Source organism: Microbulbifer maximicatervae (SeqCode), assembly GCF_052468295.1.
Map to the genome: position 1 here is coordinate 3,289,736 of NZ_CP174340.1, position 15,490 is coordinate 3,305,225.

At 40.6% G+C, this 15,490-nt stretch carries 10 protein-coding genes and 2 pseudogenes; 2 read left to right on the forward strand and 10 right to left on the reverse strand.

All coding sequences use genetic code 11. The features are described 5' to 3' along the window. Positions 1-12 precede the first annotated feature (12 nt). From ACJJIQ_RS14685 to ACJJIQ_RS14695, 3 genes are all read right to left on the reverse strand, one after another. Entirely contained in the window at positions 13-1,362 is a 1,350-nt protein-coding gene (locus tag ACJJIQ_RS14685) for an efflux RND transporter periplasmic adaptor subunit (protein WP_152456399.1), read from the reverse strand. Positions 1,363-1,376: 14 nt separating this feature from the next. Then, the gene (locus ACJJIQ_RS14690; protein WP_152454491.1) at positions 1,377-2,708 is read right to left on the reverse strand and encodes a TolC family protein; all 1,332 of its coding nucleotides are present in this window, start codon (positions 2,706-2,708) and stop codon (positions 1,377-1,379) included. Positions 2,709-2,783: 75 nt separating this feature from the next. Continuing rightward, the gene (locus ACJJIQ_RS14695; RefSeq protein ID WP_282933837.1) at positions 2,784-3,185 is read right to left on the reverse strand and encodes a hypothetical protein; all 402 of its coding nucleotides are present in this window, start codon (positions 3,183-3,185) and stop codon (positions 2,784-2,786) included. A gap of 516 nt (positions 3,186-3,701) precedes the next feature. Between ACJJIQ_RS14695 and ACJJIQ_RS14700 the strand changes: the two genes are divergently transcribed. Beyond that, on the forward strand, positions 3,702-4,445 hold the full coding sequence (locus tag ACJJIQ_RS14700) for a transglutaminase-like domain-containing protein (RefSeq protein WP_152454492.1): 744 nt from the start codon (positions 3,702-3,704) through the stop codon (positions 4,443-4,445). A 57-nt stretch (positions 4,446-4,502) separates the two neighbouring features. Here ACJJIQ_RS14700 and ACJJIQ_RS14705 read toward each other — a convergent pair. The 3 genes and pseudogenes from ACJJIQ_RS14705 to ACJJIQ_RS14715 form a co-directional block, all read right to left on the reverse strand. Then, positions 4,503-5,443: pseudogene (locus ACJJIQ_RS14705) on the reverse strand (IS1595 family transposase). 102 nt (positions 5,444-5,545) lie between these two features. Next, positions 5,546-6,751, reverse strand: a pseudogene (locus ACJJIQ_RS14710) (IS256 family transposase). Between the two features lie 447 nt (positions 6,752-7,198). Beyond that, positions 7,199-7,804, reverse strand: coding sequence for a 3'-5' exonuclease (locus ACJJIQ_RS14715; RefSeq protein WP_216646256.1), 606 nt, complete (start codon positions 7,802-7,804; stop codon positions 7,199-7,201). 327 nt (positions 7,805-8,131) lie between these two features. Here ACJJIQ_RS14715 and ACJJIQ_RS14720 point away from each other — a divergent pair, with 327 nt between their 5' ends. Beyond that, complete coding sequence (locus ACJJIQ_RS14720; RefSeq protein ID WP_152454493.1) at positions 8,132-9,247, forward strand: hypothetical protein; 1,116 nt, start codon at positions 8,132-8,134, stop codon at positions 9,245-9,247. A gap of 9 nt (positions 9,248-9,256) precedes the next feature. Here ACJJIQ_RS14720 and ACJJIQ_RS14725 read toward each other — a convergent pair whose 3' ends face one another. The 4 genes from ACJJIQ_RS14725 to ACJJIQ_RS14740 all read right to left on the reverse strand — a co-directional run bounded on the left by ACJJIQ_RS14725 (position 9,257) and on the right by ACJJIQ_RS14740 (position 15,102). Next, positions 9,257-10,672, reverse strand: coding sequence for a TnsD family Tn7-like transposition protein (locus ACJJIQ_RS14725; protein WP_152454494.1), 1,416 nt, complete (start codon positions 10,670-10,672; stop codon positions 9,257-9,259). Between the two features lie 22 nt (positions 10,673-10,694). Continuing rightward, a complete protein-coding gene (locus ACJJIQ_RS14730) occupies positions 10,695-12,089 on the reverse strand; it encodes an ATP-binding protein (RefSeq protein WP_216646257.1) in 1,395 nt (464 codons plus the stop codon). A gap of 59 nt (positions 12,090-12,148) precedes the next feature. Further along, positions 12,149-14,233 carry a TnsB C-terminal domain-containing protein gene (locus ACJJIQ_RS14735; RefSeq protein WP_216646258.1) on the reverse strand — a complete coding sequence of 695 codons (2,085 nt, stop codon included), beginning with the start codon at positions 14,231-14,233 and terminating at the stop codon, positions 12,149-12,151. 62 nt (positions 14,234-14,295) lie between these two features. Continuing rightward, positions 14,296-15,102 carry a TnsA endonuclease N-terminal domain-containing protein gene (locus ACJJIQ_RS14740; protein WP_152454496.1) on the reverse strand — a complete coding sequence of 269 codons (807 nt, stop codon included), beginning with the start codon at positions 15,100-15,102 and terminating at the stop codon, positions 14,296-14,298. Positions 15,103-15,490: the final 388 nt, after the last annotated feature.

The window sequence follows — 15,490 nt, forward strand, 5'->3', positions numbered from 1 at the left end:
TTCTGGCCTCATTTAATGGCTATGTGCAGCGCCGGACTTTTCAATATCCGCTTTGATCAGGTAGCTGTTCTCGGTGACATAGCGATCACCCTCATTGAGGCCACTCAGCACTTCGGTTACAGTGCCGTCGCTACGGCCGAGTTTTAGTGGACGAATTTCATAGGTTTCTCCCACTTTGATAAATACCACCGTCCAATCGCGGAAAGGTTGTAGTGCACGATTCTCGACCACTAAAGGCACAGATTTTTCATTGGTTACTACTTGGCCTTGGACCATTAGATCGGTAGTCCAGAGCTCATTGGGGTTTTCAATCACCGCTCTTGCAATCGCGAAGGGCTGACCATTACTGCTCGGAGCAAGGCTGCTGATAGTTGACTCAAAAGAACGCTCACCAGCTGTAATTGAAACCTGTTGCCCTAATTTGATCTGATCGCGACGCATCGGAAATACTTGCAACTCAGCCCACAGCTGGTCGTAGTTAGCTATGGTAAACAGCACCCGTTCGCCACTGAATTCACCTTGGCTGGCTTGCTTATCAATTATCTGACCGCTAATAGGAGCGACCAATGGATAAATTTGCAAGCTGTCATTGGATTCGATAGAAGCAAGCTCTTCCCCTTTCGCTACCAAATCGCCAAGCGTTTTTTTAACAGTGATTACGGTTCCTGGGTAACGTGCACGCACATGACTGAGGTTACGATGATCTATCGCAGTTTTACCATATAAGGTAACGCTTTCTTTAATTATACCTGGAGCAGCAATTGCAGTTTTAATGCCTGCCTTTTTTGCCATTTGTTCAGAGATCTGCACTCGACCTTCATGGGACTCATAATCCCAACTTGTGCGCTCGCCGTTGTAAAAAACAGAAACGGCAACATCAAAAGAGTGAGGTTCCTTTACTACGCCTTCACCGCGGTAATACCCAACACTATCCTCCCAGGCAAAGGGTATTTGATCCACTTTTCCACCAAGTCTTTCAAGCTCTACGGAAACACGAGCATTCTCTAAAGGTTTACCATTAAGAGAAATCCAGGCTCGAAACTCTGGCTTTACACCACTTTCATAAATAAGCAACTCGGCCGTTAGATCCCCCTCAGTCAGTAAACGGCCACCATTGGGGCCCTTTTCCTCCTGATGCTCATCATGTCCGCCATGGTTATCACTATGTCCATGACTAGAGAATTGTTTCCCTTCCTGTTCATCATGCTCATCATGGCTATCATTGGAGCCCAGCTCTTCATCTTGCTTAACATGTTCATCATGACCACCATTTGCATGACCCAGGCTTGCAATCCAAAATCCAGAGAAAATGAGGAGTATGGATAATATTGCCAGGCGAATTACTTTACTTAATCTGCTCATATCTAAATCCAAAATTATTTTCCGCTTCCTACACTCTCGGAACCTAAAGGCCCTGCTGTAAGCTGCTCAATCTCAGCGCCGAAAAGAAGTACAGACCGCGCTGCTTCGATTCGTGCACGTTCAGCATCGAGCAACTCTTCCCGAGCAACAATTAAGTCAAGATAAGAACTCCGGCCACGACGATAGGCACGATCTACTTCAGTCAATGCCTCGCGAAGCTTAGGGATTACAGAATCCTGCAAACTGGAGACAGTAGCCAGGGCCTGTTCGCGACCGGTTACGGCAAGAAATAGCTGAGGATAAAGTTGTAGTAATGCCGCCTCACGACGGAGCATAACCTCATCCAATTCAGTCATTGCTGTTAGCTCGGCACCACGATTGCGTTTTGCGGTAAAGAGTGGAACTTCGAAACCAGCTAAAGCTGTAGTTTCGTCAACAGCCCGATTCACGAGAAGACCTGCAAACCATCCAACATCAGGCTTTGAGTTGGACTGGGTGAGACGAAGCTGTGAAGCACTCAGTCGCTCTTCGGAAGCAAAGCGCGCTATAGCTGGGTTTTCCTGCGCACGCGCATAAAGTTCCTCAAAACTAGCGCCGGGCTCAAAACGATAGAGCTCACTGGAGTCTACTCGATAATCTATACTCGGCTGTCCCCACAGAGCCGATAGGGCATGCCTGTAGTACACTAGCATGCTCTCATCCGTCTGCTTAGCGAGGCTTGCTTTTGTCAGGGCGGACTCCGCTCGTAGGCGTTCAGAAACCGGGCTAGCAGCAGCGCTGACTCTGGCGCTGACAGCGCTTAGCGTTTCACGTGCGAGTAATACCTTCTCCCTAGCCAATACAGCTAATTCCTGGGCAGCAAGAACCTGAGCATAGCGACGGATAACTTCTGCCAGAAGATCTAGCGCCTTAGCTTGCTCATCCGCGATCAGTAAATTACGCTGGGCATTGACTACATCTATTCGAGCTCTACGTTTATCTCCTAGCTCAATTACGGAGGATAAAGTTACCGTCAACTCAAGCTCATTGTCGGCATCATCCTCGGGATCTGGCGCATTATTGGAGCCACCATCACCAAAGTTCTTGTATTGAGCCTCACCTCCTAGGCTTAACGCAGGCCGCAGTGCTGCAGTCTCTTCAGCACCATCTAGACCTCTTCTCTGTAATGGGAATACCGCAAGCTCCGGATTCTGTGCGAGCGTCAGCTCAATCGCATCTGGTAATGTCAGTAAATCCCCCTCCTGCGCGGATACTGATTGCGCAGCTAAATACATTATCGCCACCATCAACTGGAATATGGCACGACGACGAATCACACTCTCAGTGAGCGTGCAGTAAAAATCCATGGGTATCTCCCAAGTCAGTTTTTAATTGCGCAAGGGGGCCTTGTAGCTCTCCTTACTCGCGCGGCATTAGAGCAATCAGACTTGGGTTATAGGTGGGCGGAGTAGAGGGGTAAAATAACCACTGGGAACACGTGTATTGCCGAATTCTCGATAATTAACGATTCCGCTCAGAATAGAGAGTAATGATTGACCTACCAGGGCGGTAAAGGTACTTCCATGGCAATGACAGCAGTGATTACATAAATCCAGAAGAAACGAAGATTGATCAGCCTCATCCCCGCTGGAGGGGATCTGTAAGCTTAAATCAGAAGGGGAGCTGTCCGGTTGAAACGGTAAATTGCCGGGCAGATCTTCATCATGATGTAGAGACAGGTGATTCGTTACCTCCTGAACTTCTTCATGGCTATCATAGAATGCACCTGCGGTCTGAAAGACCATAAGCACAATTAATAGAAATGATAGTCGAACTACATTCATAAAAGTTACAAAGAGACCAGAATCTACTGAATGGGATTCTAGCAAGTAAATTCAGACACCTCAACTTAACTCACTGCCCTAAAGTTATCATTAACCCCAAAGTGGCTATTTGGTCACACCTTCTCTCCAAGTGAGGAGTCAGCCTCTAGAAGAGGTCAATTTACAGTTAACGACACTTACACTAGTAAGGAGTCTATCGGTCCCATAGTCCACGGAATTTGGGTTGGAAAGGTAGAGCTTTAAAAGGGCTATATTCTTCAAGTAATCGGGATGCGAGATCATAATACTAATGTTAAATTCATTAAGTAGATTAAAATTCTTTCAGGAACCGTTAACCTTGCATGAAAGTGGGGGATTAACTTTGAATAAGCAGCCCAAATAAAAGTCTATGCGACATTCATTTAGGAATGATTTTGATAAGAGAGCTTTCGTGAAGTCTTAGGAGGTTTATTCAATTATACGAGAGGGCAGAGTTTAAATAAGCCCACATTATAACTTACCTTGGAGAACAAATGAATGAAGACACTTACTCGTGAATACTTATCAGAAACCCCTATGCTTGACTTTGAGAATAAAACCATTCAGATGTTAATTGAAAATAAGAAATGGCGTAAGCTATCTCAGTATGACGCCATTGGTGCCATCTATAAGTTTGTTCGTGATGATATTTTATTTGGTTACAATAGTGATGATCGTATTCCGGCTAGCAGGGTACTGAAAGACGGGTACGGACAATGTAACACTAAAGGAACATTGCTAATGGCTTTGCTTCGCGCTGTTGGCATTCCTACACGCATTCATGGATTTACTATTTTTAAAGACCTTCAGAAAGGTGCCATACCTAGTTATCTATTCTATATCGTACCTGAACGAATTATCCACAGCTGGGTTGAAGTATATTCAAATGATAGGTGGATCAACCTTGAAGGATATATTATCGACCGCCCATACCTGAACAAAGTCCAAGAAGGGTTCCGTAATCAATGCTCTGAGTTTAAAGGCTATGGTATTGCCACAAAATGCCTACAAAACCCACCCATTGACTGGGAGGATAAAGATACATTTATACAGAAAGAAGGTATCGCAGACGATTTCGGAGTTTATACGCAACCTGATGATTTTTATCTGCTCTATGGAAGTAATTTAACTGGCATTAAGAAATTACTATTTCGCTTCGTGATCCGTCATTTAATAAATATCAATGTTAAACGGATTCGAGCAAAGGGCTTAGGTAAATGTAATACCTTAGAATTAAGCTGATAAAGTATAGCGATACCACCTCTAGCGAGGGTGTTCAAAACTCTGCCTAATTACCACCTATACTAAGCCAATTTTCAGCAGTCTTTCCGGCATTGGAGGTGTCCGAAGAGAGAAAAAAAAAGTCTTGGAATGAGTGCTGATAAGTCGAACCGTCGATTAAATCGATATTGAAATTCTGCCAAATATCGCTGCGCATATTTCGGCCTAATCGCATGGTAGGTACTACGCAGTGCACTTTTTAGATTGCCGAGTACCGTATTCACCCAATAGAACTCAGGCTCTTCAACAGAAGCTCGACCACCACCACAAACAATCTTGTCATGTACACAATTAGCCTCTGTGACAGCATTGAAGCATGCAAGGCCATCTGAGATAACCATGCTACCGCTGCAAAGATGCTTTTTGCTCCAGGTAGAAATCTCACTGCTCCTGAAGCCCTTGATAATAGAGAGCTTGATACGAGTAGGACGTCTATCTTTGGTAGTTTCAACGGCAGCCACAAAGGGAGTTTTACCCTTAGCTCCGCGCCCCGGCTTGCATCCAGTATGTTCACCACCGAGATAGGCATCATCCAATTCAATAAAACCGGATAGCTTGTACTGTTGGTCCCGCTCCATCATCACCTGCATGAGTTTCTGCTTCATACGCCAGGCAGCGTTGTAAGAGAGACCCAGATGACGAGCCAGCTCCATAGAGGAAATACCCTTCTTATCCTGGGTAATCAGAAAGATACCGAGAAACCAAGTAGTAAGGGGCAGTTTGGTGGAGTCAAATATCGTACGAGAAGTAATCGATGTCTGACGTCGACACCGGTTACATTGCTTGAGCTTGCGGTAAGCGAGGTTGCAATGTTTGTCATGTCCGCAGTGAGGGCAACAGAAGCCATTTGGCCAACGCCATTGACAGAGAGCATCGAAGCACTGCTCTTCTGTACCATAAGCTTTAAGGAATTGGGTCAAACTAATACCCTTCTGGAACTGTACCTTGTTGCGAGCCATGGTGTATTCCCTTACAGATCAACATGATAGCTGTATTTATATACAGTTACATGTGACTTAGCAAGGGTGGTAATTAGGAAACTCTGTGTCAGCCAAATAGCCTCATAGGCTGATGTATTTCTCCAGTCGATCTGGGAAGTGGATCGTCAGCTGTGATAGTGTCAGATTCCAATTTTGAATTGGGTGCGTCCAGCGTTCGGAGGCTTTTAGTATACCGGCATAGAGAAGCTTCAGTAAGCTATTCTCATTGGCGAAGCCGCCCTTGGTCTTGGTCAACTTGCGGAACTGCCTGTGTACAGCCTCCACCGCATTCGTAGTGTAGATCGGTGTGCGGACGTATTCCGGGTATTTAAAGTAGGCCGAGAGAGTCGGCCATTTACCCCGCCAGGACTTAATCACCATTGGATATTTGTCACCCCACTTGGTCTCCAGCTCGTCCAAAGCGTGCTCGGCGGCATTGAGCGTTGCCGCCTTGTAGATGCATTTGAGATCGGCCATAAAGGCCTATTGATTCTTTGAAGCTACATACTTTAGTGAGTTGCGGATCTGATGGATGATGCAGTGCTGGATCTCGGTCTTAGGGTAGATGCTCTCTATGGCCTCAGGGAAACCCTGCAGGCCATCAACACAAGCAATGAGGATATCTTTGACCCCACGGTTGTGGAGATCGGTCAGAACACTCAGCCAATGATGTGCGCCTTCTTGATCGGATAGGTAGAGCCCCAATAACTCCTTCTTGCCTTCGATATTGAGGCCAAGAATCGTGTAAATGGCCTTGCTGGCATAACGACCGTTTTCCTTGATTTTGTAATGGATAGCATCGAGCCAGACAATAGGATAGACAGCCTCCAGGTCGCGCTCACGCCAAGCTTGTAGTTCAGGCAGCAGCTTGTCAGTAACGGCATTGATGGTGCCGTTGGAAAGCTCCATTCCGTAGATATCGGCAATATGTGTGCGGATGTCCTGATAGCTGTTACCCAGGGCAAACAGGGCGGTAATCTTGCGTTCCAGTTCGTCGGTAAGCTGAGTTTGATGCTTCTTGACGATTTGAGGCTCGAAGGTGCCGGCACGATCCCGCGGCGCCTGCAGCTCGAAGCTGCCAGCGGGGCTTTTCATAGTTTTTGAGGTGGTGCCATTCTTGCGGTTGGGCTTATCCTCGCTGGCGAGGTGCTCTTCCAGCTCCGCTTTCATGGCAGCTTCAGTGAGTTGTTTGATCAGAGGGGTGAGGATGCCATCTTTGCCATTGAGGTCTTTACCCTCGCATAAGGCTTTGACGGCGGCATCCATATCGAAAGTAGGTTTGGTCATGGGTCATCTCTTTTTTGCTAATAGTAAAGAAATGACACAGAATTCTGAACACTACCCCTCTAGCTCTAGTCTGAGATCTAAATATGTAACTTAACTGCCACTATAGGAGATATGGTGGGTATCATTTCCTTTAGATACGATATCTATAATGAGTCCCAGAAAATATAAAACAATCTTTTTGAACAAACCCAGGATTACATAATCATATAAAATAATTTAACTTTCATATCAACAACCAATCAAAGCGGAGTATCTAAACAATATTAAATCGAGTACTCTTGATCTTCCCGCAATAAAAGATTAAGAGTCATAAAATACAATAGCCATCTATGAATAAATGAGACAAATTTCTATGACATGAAAGGCAGAGGTTAAGCCTCTCATACAATCAAAATTATATTTATAATAAGTACATCACCTATTCGCATCAAACCAACGATACATTTTTTAAATAGTCAAGTAAGGAAGTATTCTCGAAATATTACGTGCATCATCCACACCGCGATGCTGCTGACCTTCAAAGACAATACCGAGAGACTGTAGAGCAGATCCAAGTCCTGAACGACGCTTCTTACCTGTCTTTTCTTGCCATACTGCTTTCAGGTTGATATGCGGTTTAGCAAAAAAATCTGGCGCGCAACCGTGCCGTATCAGCTCTACTTTGATCTGCTTCCAATCGTATTCCCCCCAGCTAGCCCAGGCTTGATACTCATAATGAGATAACCATAAGTTAAGGAGACTCGTGCTTTCTCTGAAATCAGGCGCACTAGCCACCATGCTATTTTTGATACCTGTAAGTTCACTGCAAAACTTACTAAGTTTCGGATTAATCATTGGTCTAACAAATTGACTATGACTAGCTAAGATTTCACCATCCAAAGTAGTCAGTACAAGTCCGAATTCAATGACCTCCATTACCCCAACAGATAGTGGGCGATCATTCCAACAAGTTGCCTCAAGATCTACAATCAGCAGGTGCTTAATACCATTGAAGCAATTCTGAAAAACCATGCTAAACCCTATAGTATTTTTTAAAAATGAAAAAAATCCCATTAGTATACGAAAATTATAATATACATATAAACAGAGTGAGATATTTAGAACGAGCCCGTCATCAATTGACATGGCTCAATAGAGTATTGTAAATTTTTCAAGGGATATACTATATGGAAACAATAACATGTCCTTTAAGTACTTTTAATTATTAAATATTAGATTTCTTGGTATATCATTAGGTATTCATAAAAAATAATAAGCCATTTCAAAATATATGTGTGTATATTTATGAAGCTCTATAGCTCTCAGAACAAACTTATCAGCAAGCTAGATAGAGAAACTACAAACCACACAATATTTCTATCTTTACAATATGGTATAACTATGTTTAGAGCACTGCAACAGCCGGGTGAATCCATCCATTCCTTTATATTAAGAGTTTTTATAAAAGCTGGGTTTCGGAATATAAATAGCTTAATAGCTGGCGGGGGTGGATGGAGAGAGTACCCTTCAATTCCGGATACAGCCAAAAAATATTTCACTTTTTATCCCGAGAAAGTACTGATTGACATTTTTGACTCTACTTACTCTATCGGAACAGAGGACACTTTTAGCAGAAATAGATTTACACATTTTAAAGGCTTCCCGCAAATTCTTAACTACTCTCATGGACAATTTACTGGAAAACGAATACCTATTAAGTTTTGTAAAAGGTGTATTGAAGAAAAACTTGCAAATCAGGGCCATGCGTTTTTCGAAAGCAAGTGGTTATATATATCATATTGCGAAAAGCATAACTGTCCGTTATGGCAAATCAAAAGAACCCCTTCAGTAAAAAACAAAATTAAAAGCGTGATTTTAGGTGTTTTATCGGCTAACTGGGAGAAAGTATCCAGCTCAATAAAACATTTAACTTCAGAAGTTTACAATAATAAACATTATGAGGACCCCATAAGTAAGTGGAAACTTTACTTTTCTCCCTGTGCAAAACTAACCTACATAGAATATTTTGTTCAGACTTTATCCTATCAGAAAAATTACATTGGGAAATTTTCTGATAGGAGATCAGCAGAACCCACGAAGAGCGACCTGAACCTCTTAAGAGCAAGATTGAAGAGATATTGTCATATGAGTTTTTATGATGTGTACAGTAAAGAATTGCAATCAAACTATAAAATCATTAAAAACTTCGAAAAAGAAAATTTTGAAACTATAAAAGTTAAACGATGGGGAATGGAGTTCCCTATACTTAAAGATAAAAAGGGAGCCTGCGCATCTTGTTCCCGATGGAATATAGATTCTTTCACTGACTGTTCAATTTCTGGTGTTATAGCTAGCTCTCGTGAAAGCGATTATTCAAGAATGGAAATTAACAGCAATAATTATATTGACTTTACAAAAAGATGTGCTATTACTTGGCTAAACATACAGAGATATGAGTTTCGCAAGAAGTATGGTTATAAACATCCCTTAGGCCTTCCTGCACCTCTCAATCAATAAATATGTTCTCTATTTTTTAGGATACCTCCCCTTAGCCTTTAGAGGTTTAGGTAGAGCAACCTCTAGCCATTCACGATCATATAAATACAACCAATAAAAGGCTTTATTACAGTGTAACTTAATATCTTTACGAATTGCTTTAGGGTGGGATTTGTAATATTTAAGGATTTTTAGCCTATAGCGACGTCGCATTGACTCCATATGGCATCGTTTACGATAAGTTACTAGTTCAGGATGAGTTGAGATAACTTGTTCTACTGATCCTACACCAATTTTACAAATTGTAGCTATTCGATGCCGGTTCATTCTTGTATACCCAAGGTGAATAATTTCATCTCTACAAGCCTTAGATAATTTCTTTGGCTTAAGATTCAAGGGGATATCGTGGAGCGCTGCAAGTCTTTTCAGATAAGTTCTACTTTTCCCTGTAATTTTAGAGGTTTCATTAAGCGACCTGCTTCGTAGAATATCAATACATTTCCTCTCTTTCCTTTTCGTCCTCATAGCAAAATCCTTTTTACGGGTTTGGAATTCAAACTCTACACTATTATGATCCTCTAATAATTGCTGGAAGGTAGAAAAAAGCCAACTTGAGAAAAAAATGTGCTGGAAGGGATTATGGCTTGCTCCTTGAACTAAAAGTTGAGAAACATATCTGAAGTCTTCAGAAGATTTTGGGAGCGAGCTATTATAAAATGGCCGATACTGCTGTGAATATACATAAAAATTTTGCATTAATTTTAGACGCCTAATACGGCCACTATTCGTTACCAAGCCCATATTATTTAATTTAAGGCGATATTTTGAAGTAACATCTATTAACGGAATAGGCCATTTGATCTTTCTTAAAAAATCATATCCAAACTTACCTACCTTATATTCAACACTAGATGCTTCTTTAGCACAGCAGGTCACTGATGGTAACAATCCAAGGTTAATTCGTTGACGATTAAGTAAGTCAATTCTCTCTAAGAGTACTGGATGTATACCACAAGAAGAGACCCCAGGGATTTGATGCGACCTATGCCAATAAGCAACTCCATATTGATTTATATCGCTACAGGCGCACTCTTGACACCATTTCAAGCATAGCGAAGAACCTGCACCAAATGATGGGAGCTGACTTTCCCTTATTGATCTCGCGCTATCATTACTCAACATAAATTTTATTATGTTATTTGAATACTTAGGCAAATAAAATATATATATTGGAGCCAATGTCTGACCAAATAAAATTTCGTACGCTTCATCATCTGTCAGGGCTGAAAGTTTTTTTAGATTCGATGTCAAAAAGGGGTGTATGGAGGCCCTCTCCTCAGCAAGATATATTTTATTAAACTCTTTACCCTTTAATCCAGAAATAGTAGCAAAGCGAATAATTCGACTAAAGAAAAGTTCATCAGGAAAAGCTTTGGGCAGGAGCATATTGTCAAATATGGGGTGAAACTTACTTTGAGGATAGATGCTTGATCGGATTTTTAAATAAAATTTCCATTTTTTTTAACTCAGCTTCAGGATTCTCTGCAATAGATGCTCGCCTTATCAAGTCTGGATCTTTAATAAGTTCATTTAAGTCACCAATAGATTGCAAGTAAGATAGCTTCTGATGAAATTCATGGTGCTGGGGGCGATTTAAATCTCCGGGGATAATCATAACTTCTGATTTCGAAGTATCTATAGATTTAACGGAAATTTCACTAGTTTCGACCTTAGACCTATTATTACTCTTTTCCCTTCTGATACGCCGAAATTTTTCAAGCCTATTTATCCTTGCTTCATCTACAGATTTTTTGGAGAAATTTATAGCTTTTTTTGCTGCATACTCCAGGACATATTCTGTTATAGACTCGTTATCTGAACCAATTACTAAACGCTGAGACTCCCTATAAATTCTTACAGCCAGATCCATATTACCAATAGATAGATCATATAATTTGTCACTAAGAGATTTAGTTAAAGGAGTTTTTTCCTTTGTCCATTGCAACACCCAAAGTTCTTCAACAAACATGGTCCACTCCTCATCATTTTTCATCAAGTCCATAGTAAAAGAAGCTTGACTTTCTGCACGTCTTGCTGTCTTTAGAGTTTTCCCTAATAATTTGTCAAAAGGAGGGTTTGCACACAGAAGAATGGGAACTCCCAATTCATTCATAAGATTATGAAGAAACCCCAGAAATTTATCTTCGCCTCCAGCTTTTGCCAAATTTAAATGCTGCATTTCATCTATTATTATGACACCTAAAAAGCTAGACTTTATTTTAGCTTCAATTTGCTTAACAAGTAGATCACTCGTTTTTTCTGGCTTAGTCTCTTCTCCTCCAAGCTTTCTATCAATTTCCGATAAAATCTTAAGACAAAGGGCTCTGATACTTGAGTTTTCTGGGCAATCTACTTTAGCCCATACTACTTGCTTAATATATAAAGGCTCACCTTGGTATTTACGATGCTCAATAACTTCTGGAAAACAATTTAAAATCTGCTCTAGCATACAACTTTTTCCGACACCGCTTTCCCCAAGTAAAGTTATACCACTCCCGTTAGATTTGAAATAACCTGTTCTAGGAGCAACTTTAGATCGTTGGTCTACAGGGTAGTGTAAATAGTTCATGGTTGTCGGCGACAGGGGATTCTTGCTTGAATAACCTTTCTTAATCGCAATTTCAATTGCTCTAAAGCATTCTAGATATACTGGAAGAGGCTGCCTTAACTCTTCGATTCTTGTAAGGTATTCAATACGCTCGAAAGCACTCAACTTTCTCTCGTTTTCAGAAAATGAAGGATAGCTACTTAATTTTTCTACCAAATCCTCATCTTTCAATTTTTTTGGTAATGCTTCGATCAAGGGGTTCCCCCGATGCTCCGGGAGTATTGCAATGTTATACTCTGCATAATTTACACCTCTCACTGGTTCCGCCTCTTCCTTTTTATTAATGAGACAGCTTCATTTTTCCTTTTTGACTCTAAGTTCTCATCATCGGGATATAGTTCTGATTTCTCTTCTCTAATGGATTCACCGTATTCAATTCGTCTATCAAGAACCGCCTCTTTTCTTCGTGTTCTCATTCCCTTTATTCGCTCAGTCTTACTCTTATCTTGTACATCTTTTTTTGTTTCACTTTTTGCTACTTGGCTAACTAATTTACGTCTATTATGTCTTTCTATAGACTTTTTACCTGGTTTATTTTTACATTTTTCTTTCTTTTTCCAATCTTTAAAATACAATATATCAGCTTGATGCTTATCACTAAGGCTTGCAGAAAACTTCATCAAGTTGCATTTAGTGAACCCTTCGCGCTCCTTAAGGCGAACATATATGAATGAAGAGTTATCTTGATCGATACGAGCTTCCATTTTCCAGCACTTGGTAGACCTGGCAAGCACTTTCCATTCTTGAAATTCTTCCCGGTCACATTCATAGTACATATCCTCATTTAAGCGGATACCTTTACTCGTCATAGATACTTCTACCGCAGGTAGAAGTTTAGCCCTTACTTCGGACTCCTCTGATCTACTTAAAGCATGCCGATGCTTTTTTAGATGGATATTCCAATAATTAAGCGGTGTAGGGGGCAATCCATTTTGCACTAACAAGACGGATTGTGCAGCTAAACCGTCAAATAGAGAATTATTATGCTCCATAACCTCATCAATAAGTAATTTTGTTACTTCATCTAATGTATATGTTGCATCGAGACGTGGATCACGATCACCTCGAATATAATGATGTCCTCTAGTTGTCCCTAATAATTCATGGACTAGATTTTTATTCAATATTTCGAATCTTCGTTCCACAATGCCTTTAAGATCGGCGCGATAAGGTGGAGCTATACTCAGGTGACCGATTAATGGAACGGCTAATTTTTCAGCGCTCTTACATATAAACTCCCCTCGATCGCAAAGCAAACGCTGGGGGATATGATGGCAAGGCCATTCATGATCTTCGATTTCGATACCGAACCTAGAACAATAACTTTTCTTATCCGTAAAGCTATTGACAAGAGCTTGACGACCCGCACGCCAAGAAGCATATTCCATAGAAACGTGAAGCCCAACAATCATCCTGCTTTCTTTATCTACCACACAATAAACAGTAGGCCTACCTAGAACATGAGAGCGCCTAAATTCAGAGACAATATGAACATCCAGTACTGTTGAATCCAATTCAAAGCAACTTCCAGGAACTTCGGTATGATCTGTCGCAGCTCCTCTTAACCCACGCTTGTTTCTTTCAAAGTCACCCACTGTAGTTTGCTTTCGGATTATTTCATTTTTTGGGATTAATTTTTTAACCCAATATATAAAAGTACGATATGATGGAACATTCGGCGACCTAGATTCACTCTCTGCCAGTATTAGTTCTTGTGAGTATAGCTCCTTCAACATTTTTTCATAAACTTGACTAAATGGAACTCGACGCCCTTTCAAGCCATACTTCTTCATCGCTAAAATAAAATTATTCTTATCATTTTCCGAAGTGTTAACCCCTTGATGTATTTCCATGCTCGGTGTAAGCATTCTTATTGGAGCTCCACGTTTAAGACCTCCTGAGACCCTAACTCTTCCAGCTCCTCCAGAATTCTTGTAAGCAGGCAGGAGGGCATTTCTTTCTTGCCCACCCCTCCAATATTGATTTAATAACCTATATATTCTCTGAGCCCTTACCCCTTTACTTTTCGCCTGATTTACCAGAACTTTGCTTCTTTCTTCAGTAGAAATCTCAAGGAGAAAATCTGGATTTTCTATTAGCTCACTTATCAGCTCAATATTTCTATCACGTTTTTTAATATGAGCTTCAGGTATCAACCCCTCATCAGCTAGCTGATAGTAGGGAAGAGGACTAAAGTTTCTTTTCACAGCTCCTCCTTTAATCGCACACAAAAATCTGGAGCTATCAATCTTAATAGGCCTTCTTAAACCTCCAGATTCTTCAAGATTAAAAAGAACCAGAATATTTATATCATAAAAAAGTTCAAGAACACGATACACACCACTATCAACCCCATCAATATCAGTTATACTCCAAACACTGTTTCGTTCAACTCGCATGCTTACCTACCGATTGATGAAAGAATATTTGTTATATCTATAACTCCAGACTCTGCTATCGGTTTACTTAAGTCTACCTCAACTTTCTTAATAGCGATTAAATGCTTCAAAAGTACTAAAGCTTCATCGTTCTTAACATCTACATTTTTACAGAATCCATTGCATATATCTTCGATCAAATTGATCCCGACATGTAATGTCTTTATGGCTTGCTTTTCTATACTTTCCTTAAATCTACGTCCTTGTCTATATGCAGAGGTAAACCACTGAATATTTTTAGATTGAATAACCGATATTTCATTCATAGTATATATATGGAAATTTACCCCCAGAAGCTCCCACCAAATACGTTCAATTTCTAATTTTTCAGCTGTACGCTTTATTGATAGTTCTTGGGCTGATTTAACAGAGATAGCCTCATACCAAAAGTCGTGTTTATCTGTGCAAGTCAAAACAAAGTCTGTAGTCATGACATTGTATGATCCAGAACCAGGCACTTTTGGATGATTTATATCTAGATTCTTTGCAATCTTGATAGAAAAGTCTAGGGGGAGAAGGGGAAACTGTTCCCTTATATCGATTACTGAATCACAGTTTTCAACCAGATAGAAGAGACAGCTTTCGTTTTCTGAGAGGGTATGATGCTCTCTATTAACTTTAATACCCTGAATTTTTCCACTATTTCCCTTAGATTTAACATCCTGAACTCTCAGCCAGGGTTTGTATTCTTCTCCAGCTCCCAGCCCATACTTGTTTTTCAGAGCTCTTTGAAAATCAGTTAGCCTCTCTAACCTTCTGTGTCGCGCCAAAACTTTTCACCCCAATCTGATTTATGACTAAAGCATTAACATCTTAGGTCTGTAAGATTTATTAATCCGGTATCTATAGTATACATACTGAGGTCATATTTAAGTGGTTGTGTTCATCCTTATTCAAACATTATGAAATTTAGCAGATCTTACAAATTCGTAGGACCGCTACGCCTAAACCGTAGAGTGTTTCTACCTATTATAAATCTGATTTTTTTATGTTATATGATTTAAGGATTGTCTTGATAATTTCTTATAAAAAGAAAATATCTCATAAAATTTTCAGCCAAAGTAAATCTACTATGAGTCATAGAAATAGGCTCTATGACTCATTTAATGGGTATTTTGTGAGTCATAGAAATAGGCTCTATGACTCATTTAATGAGTA

Coding starts and splice junctions, on each gene's coding strand:
- ACJJIQ_RS14695 (WP_282933837.1), bottom strand. CDS start 3,185: ATGAATGTAGTTCGACTATCATTTCTATTAATTGTGCTTATGGTCTTT.
- ACJJIQ_RS14685 (WP_152456399.1), bottom strand. CDS start 1,362: ATGAGCAGATTAAGTAAAGTAATTCGCCTGGCAATATTATCCATACTC.
- ACJJIQ_RS14725 (WP_152454494.1), bottom strand. CDS start 10,672: ATGCTCCTGCCCAAAGCTTTTCCTGATGAACTTTTCTTTAGTCGAATT.
- ACJJIQ_RS14715 (WP_216646256.1), bottom strand. CDS start 7,804: ATGGGATTTTTTTCATTTTTAAAAAATACTATAGGGTTTAGCATGGTT.
- ACJJIQ_RS14690 (WP_152454491.1), bottom strand. CDS start 2,708: ATGGATTTTTACTGCACGCTCACTGAGAGTGTGATTCGTCGTCGTGCC.
- ACJJIQ_RS14700 (WP_152454492.1), top strand. CDS start 3,702: ATGAAGACACTTACTCGTGAATACTTATCAGAAACCCCTATGCTTGAC.
- ACJJIQ_RS14720 (WP_152454493.1), top strand. CDS start 8,132: ATGTTTAGAGCACTGCAACAGCCGGGTGAATCCATCCATTCCTTTATA.